This window comes from Paenibacillus sp. OT2-17 (assembly GCF_009827695.1).
GTDB lineage: Bacteria > Bacillota > Bacilli > Paenibacillales > Paenibacillaceae > Paenibacillus > Paenibacillus polymyxa_B.
In genome coordinates this window covers 1-5,770 of the sequence record NZ_WUDQ01000220.1, presented here as the reverse complement: position 1 = coordinate 5,770, position 5,770 = coordinate 1, and the positions used below count along the sequence as shown (strand labels likewise).

Here is a 5,770-nt window from a genome sequence, read left to right as displayed (position 1 = left end):
CAGAAGATACTTACGAGGGGACATGTCCTTATCACGGAGATTGTTTGGAGGGACTGGCCGCAGGTCCTGCGCTCGAAAAAAGATTGAAGGTTAAAGGACATGAGCTTTCTGTCGATCACCCGGCCTGGGAAATGTAAGCGTACTATCTGGCACAGGCTTTAATGAGCTATATATTAATCCTGTCACCGCAAAAAATTATTATGGGCGGGGGAGTGATGAAGCAGGACCAACTGTTCCCGCTCATTCGTACGAAGCTTCAAGAACTTTTGAACGGATACGTACAGCATTCGAGTCTGACAACAGATATTGAGCAATATATCGTATCTCCGGGATTGGGTGACAATGCTGGATTGTGCGGTGCTCTGGCATTGGCAAAGGAAAAGCTGAATCATTAGAATTTATGGTTGACGGCACTCCAAGGTACGGTTATTATATAGGCAACAGTATAGTACGGCTCAAAAAGGGAAGCACCTTTCTTGCGAATACGCAGGATGGGTGCTTTTTTTTGCGTTTTTGTGTTGTGCGGGACTGTCTTTCAACGATATGAGGGAGGAAGAAATCATGGATATTGTATTTTTAAATCGCTTGTCCAAACGAAATGAACAGGGCTATGAGGACTTTGCTCAGGTATGGATTGGGCAGCATGAAGGGGGATGGAGTGCAGGCTGGAGCACACAGCATGTCCCGGATGAAAGTATAGACGACCTTTGGTATGAGGGCAGCTTGTGGCAGGAATTACTACATGTATACCGTCATGAGCTGGCGCTCAAAATGGCTGAGGGCTATAGGCCCTTAATCCATGGCGTATTTCATGAGCAAGAAGGATCATCAGGACGAGGACAAACGCTGCAAAAGCTGTATTGCTACAGTGATTTGTTTCCACGTGATGAAGTGTATGAGCAGTTGACGATGTGGAGACGGCAAAAGGCAGCAACGGAACGAAAAGCACCTTATTTTATCGCTACGAATCGGCTGCTTCGACTCATTAGCGTCTATCTTCCCCATACCGAAGAAGAACTGTTGGAGCTGCCTGGTATGGGTCAGGGTAAAGTGTCGCAATATGGGACGGAGCTATTGGCTATTACGACACAAAATGACCGGACCACACCATTTCCGTTGAACTGGGTAACAGAGACGCTGGAAGAAGAAGTTTTTTTGTCATGGCTATACAAGCAAAAAGAGAACCAGTACAGGCAGGAGCTGAACAAATTCAGCCTAACTAGAACGATTATCGAAGGCATTTCGGACGGTCTTTCACTGGAGCATATCGGAATGAAGACAGGTTTGCATCGTAGAGAGATGATTGAAGCTGTGGAGCATTTGGACAGGGATGGCATTGATATGGAGAAGCTGATCCGCAAGGAATTGGTGAATGTATCTAAGGAAGAGCAGGCAGCCATCTGGTCTGCTTATGAAGAGTTGGGGGATGCGCTGCTCAAGCCCGTCATGCTGAAAGTGTATGGGGAAGAAAAGGCAACCGAAACAGGACTGGATCAAATTTACGAGCGTCTGCGTCTGATCCGTATACGGTTTCGTCATCAGCAGGTACCCGACCGACATGTTGGATAATATAGAACTGATTGAATAAAGCTAAAGTATTAAAGTGCATTCAGGGTTCAACATACTAAAAAGCAGCAGCGAGTTCCACACAGGACACGGCTGCTGCTTTTTATGACCAAGCTGAAAATCGAAAAAAGTATCCAACTCGGTACTTTTCCCCCTGTTCTTTTTAAACCCAGTCTTTCTTGCGGAAAATACAGAACATACTGACACCTAATGCCACCATAATACCAATGACGACAAAATAGCCATAACGTGTATGAAGCTCAGGCATATTATCGAAGTTCATCCCATATATTCCGGTAATGACTGTCAATGGCATAAATACGGTCGTAATTGCCGTAAACACACGCATAATTTCATTGGCACGGTTGGCGATACTGGATTGATAAGCTTCTCGAAGGTTACCCATCAAGTCGCGGTAAGTTTCAAAAGTCTCCGAAATTTTCACAGCATTTTCATAAATGTCGCTGAAATATTTTTGCAATTGATCGTCGATGAGCCGCAAATCCCGTTTGTTCAGGGTATTGATGACTTCTTTTTGTGGACCCAGCACTTTTTTCAGCCACAGAATCTCACTTCGTAAGCCGATGATTTCGTTCAAATGCGACTTTTTCGTATGCATTAGAATATCTTCTTCCAGCTTCTCAATGCGGACCTCAATCCGGTCACCAACCAGAAAATAGTTGTCAACAATCAAGTCGACCAACAGATACATAAAACGGTCAGGCTGGCTGACTTCTTGCTCCCACAGCATAGGCTTGAGGGTACGAAGCTCATTTATTTTCTGCTTGGTCACCGTAATGATAAAATGGCGGCCGATAAAAATGTTCAAAGCTCGCAAAAATATTTCTTCATCATCAAAACGAATGCTATTTACAACGATAAAATAATGGCTTTCATAAATTTCAATCTTCGGACGCTGTTCTTCTTCACTCAAACAGTCTTCTACTGCAAGATCATGCATGGAAAATAAAGGCTGGAGCACTGTCAAATCATCGACATCGGCATCAATCCAATAAAAACCTTCTGCCGGTGCAGTAAGCGCCATTTCAATTTCTTCGACAGGGGTAAAAACCCCGTTGTTGACCAAACGGATTTTCATATATGTCACTCCTTATGCTCCGTCGTAACGGAAATACGTTTACCTTAAGCATAAGGAATGGACTCAGTTAGCCAGTTAGCCGGTGCGGGTAAGCGTGCACTCCCATCAAAAGCCGGAGGCTTTTGGAGCATGCAGAGCCTGGCGTCCCGTCTTTCGGCAAGCTGAAGTCATTCCTATGCTGTTGTTCAGGGATCGCCGCCTATTCGGACTCGGGTCGCCTTCCATTCCGGATTCACCTCTCAAATGTTCTTTTTTAGATTGCCACAGTATCGCAGGAAACACTCAAATCTGCACTACTGCTCCATATTTTTGCCTAATAGCACTTGTATAGTATAACGCTCGGCCTACGGCCTTTCAAGCGCAAAATCATGGGCTAAATCAACAGTAGTGGCAAGAGCTTCAACGATAGGAGGGATATGATTTAACCTATGGAAAAGGTAGACAAAATGTGAATGCAGGGTACAAATTTAAAAGTCCCATCTTGACGAAGCCCAGCCGATGCATTAAAGTGAACAACAAGAACTTTGTGAACCTAAAATGAATATAGCGAAATCTTATCAAGAGCAGGTGGAGGGACTAGCCCGATGATACCCGGCAACCGGCGATTTTAATCGCACGGTGCTAATTCTTGCAGGACGCGCGCTTTGTACAAAGAGCGTTGCCCTGACAGATGAGAGAGGCGCATATGGATACAAATATGACCTTTCTCTAACCTGAGAAAGGTCTTTTTATTATATGCCCGGCATCTCAACAAGACGATTTTCGCAAAACTTACCGAACAAGGAGTGAGTTTACATGCCGATTAAAATCCCAGACACGCTACCTGCCAAGGAAGTGCTCGAGGGCGAAAATATTTTCGTAATGGATGAAAGCTTGGCTTATCATCAGGATATTCGTCCGTTGCGTATCGCCATTTTGAATTTAATGCCTACAAAGGAGACGACGGAAACCCAACTGTTGCGCTTGGTAGGCAATACGCCGCTGCAAGTGGACGTCACGCTGGTGCACATGAAATCTCATGTATCCAAAAATACATCGCAAGAATATTTGAACATGTTCTATAAAACGTTTGACGAGATCAAGAACAGTCGTTTTGACGGCATGGTTATTACAGGAGCCCCGGTTGAACAGCTTGAGTTTGAGGATGTGAACTACTGGGAGGAGATCCAGCAAATCTTTGAATGGACGAAAACGAATGTAACTTCGACCATGCATATCTGTTGGGCCTCACAGGCAGGCTTATACCATCATTTCGATGTCCCTAAATACGGGCTCGACTACAAATGCTTTGGCGTATTTCCACACACCGTGATTAAACCTAAAGTAAAATTGCTACGCGGCTTTGATGAATTGTTTTATGCTCCTCACTCCCGACATACGGAGGTTCGGCGGGAAGATATTGATCATATTGCCGAATTAGAAGTTTTATCCGAATCCGAGGAAGCTGGAGTGTACCTCGTAGCCACGCTTGACGGTAAACAAATTTTTGTAACTGGGCACTCTGAATATGACCCGCTTTCCCTGAAATGGGAATACGACCGCGATGTGGCCAAAGGAATGGATATTGAAGTCCCCAAAAATTATTTTCCTAATGATGATCCCAAGCGCACACCACCCTCAATCTGGCGGGCACACGCCAATTTATTATTCTCGAATTGGCTGAACTATTATGTATACCAAGAAACACCTTACGATATCGGGCCCCAGATTTAAAAAGGGGCTTGTAGTTTACCCTTGTACAGTACCACCTTGCAGTAGCGCAGCAGTATAGTCTTTGACATCCATTTTTGCAGGATTTGTTATAGCACCCACTATGGAAGTTAACAGGAGGATTCATATGAGTGAGAAACAGTGGAAAATCGAAAGCAGATTGGCACAAATCGGTTCAGTAGAGGAGCCAGTAACCGGGGCTGTTAATTACCCGATTTACCAATCTACGGCGTTCCGCCATCCCCGTCTAGGTCAAAGCACAGGATTTGATTACATTCGGACGATCAATCCTACGCGAAAGGTACTGGAAGAGGCTTCTGCTGCACTTGAATCGGGTGATGCAGGTTTTGCATGTAGCTCAGGTATGGCGGCGCTGCAAACGGTATTTGCATTGTTTGGACAGGGAGATCACCTCATTGTATCGCTGGATCTGTATGGCGGGACATATCGCTTGCTGGAGCGTATTTTATCTAAATTTGGTGTAACAGCAAGTTATGTGGATACGAATGATCTTGAAGCACTCGAACAGTCATGTCGACCGAATACCAAAGCTGTATTCATAGAAACACCTACAAATCCGTTAATGATGATCACTGATATTCGAGCGGTTGCCGAGTGGGCATCACAACATCAGTTGCTTACCATTGTAGATAATACGCTGCTAACCCCATATTTCCAGCGGCCATTGGAGCTGGGCGCGGATATTGTGGTACATAGCGCAACCAAATATTTGGGCGGACACAACGATGTGCTGGCAGGGTTGATCGTAACCAAAGGCAAAGAGCTGTCGGCTGAAATTTCCTTCCTGCACAATTCCATAGGGGCCGTGCTTTCCCCGAGCGACTGCTATCAGTTGATGAAGGGGATGAAGACGTTAGCGCTGCGTATGGACCGACATCAGCATAATGCAACAGTGCTGTCTAACTATTTACTGACGCATCCGGCGGTGGCGGAAGTATTTTATCCAGCTCTCGAAGGCCACCCAGGTCGTGAGATTCAAAATAAACAATCCAGCGGAAATACGGGTATCTTCTCCTTTAAAGTAAAGGATGCTCGTTATGTGGAGCCTTTGCTTCGTCACATTAAGCTCATTGCGTTTGCGGAAAGTCTCGGCGGTGTGGAATCGCTAATGACCTATCCCGCTGTGCAGACACATGCGGACATACCAGCAGAAATTCGGGATGCAGTCGGGGTAGATGACAGGCTGTTGCGTTTCTCCGTCGGCATTGAGCATACAGACGACCTAATTGAAGATTTGCGTTCGGCGCTGGAAGCGGCACGTCAAGAAGTAGAAGGAGGGGAGCAGCAATGATAGAGGATGCGAGAAGGATCGGCCAGGATCTGGACAAAGAGCGGAAGTTCGCTACCAAGCTGCTGCATTTCGGCTCTGAAATT

At 45.6% G+C, this 5,770-nt stretch carries 4 protein-coding genes, 1 pseudogene and 1 riboswitch; of the genes and pseudogenes, 4 read left to right on the top strand and 1 reads right to left on the bottom strand.

Translation table 11 applies throughout. The features are described 5' to 3' along the window. Together GRP75_RS17835 and GRP75_RS17830 are read left to right on the top strand one after the other, a co-directional pair. Nucleotides 1–395 (top strand): annotated as a pseudogene (locus tag GRP75_RS17835) (ROK family protein); the annotation flags it as partial. Nucleotides 396–561: 166 nt separating this feature from the next. Then, nucleotides 562–1,569, top strand: coding sequence for an HRDC domain-containing protein (locus GRP75_RS17830; protein ID WP_160789957.1), 1,008 nt, complete (start codon nucleotides 562–564; stop codon nucleotides 1,567–1,569). A 160-nt stretch (nucleotides 1,570–1,729) separates the two neighbouring features. Here GRP75_RS17830 and corA read toward each other — a convergent pair whose 3' ends face one another. Further along, nucleotides 1,730–2,665, bottom strand: a complete 936-nt coding sequence (gene corA / locus GRP75_RS17825; protein WP_160789956.1) for a magnesium/cobalt transporter CorA — start codon at nucleotides 2,663–2,665, stop codon at nucleotides 1,730–1,732. 551 nt (nucleotides 2,666–3,216) lie between these two features. Then, nucleotides 3,217–3,342, top strand: a riboswitch (SAM riboswitch). Nucleotides 3,343–3,460: 118 nt separating this feature from the next. Between corA and metA the strand changes: the two genes are divergently transcribed. Next, nucleotides 3,461–4,378: a homoserine O-acetyltransferase MetA gene (gene metA, locus GRP75_RS17820; RefSeq protein ID WP_053325031.1), complete on the top strand. Its 918-nt coding sequence runs from the start codon at nucleotides 3,461–3,463 to the stop codon at nucleotides 4,376–4,378. Nucleotides 4,379–4,502: 124 nt separating this feature from the next. Then, nucleotides 4,503–5,687, top strand: coding sequence for a PLP-dependent transferase (locus tag GRP75_RS17815; RefSeq protein WP_023987790.1), 1,185 nt, complete (start codon nucleotides 4,503–4,505; stop codon nucleotides 5,685–5,687). Nucleotides 5,688–5,770 lie beyond the last annotated feature (83 nt).

Coding starts and splice junctions, on each gene's coding strand:
- GRP75_RS17830 (WP_160789957.1), top strand. CDS start 562: ATGGATATTGTATTTTTAAATCGCTTGTCCAAACGAAATGAACAGGGC.
- corA (WP_160789956.1), bottom strand. CDS start 2,665: ATGAAAATCCGTTTGGTCAACAACGGGGTTTTTACCCCTGTCGAAGAA.
- metA (WP_053325031.1), top strand. CDS start 3,461: ATGCCGATTAAAATCCCAGACACGCTACCTGCCAAGGAAGTGCTCGAG.
- GRP75_RS17815 (WP_023987790.1), top strand. CDS start 4,503: ATGAGTGAGAAACAGTGGAAAATCGAAAGCAGATTGGCACAAATCGGT.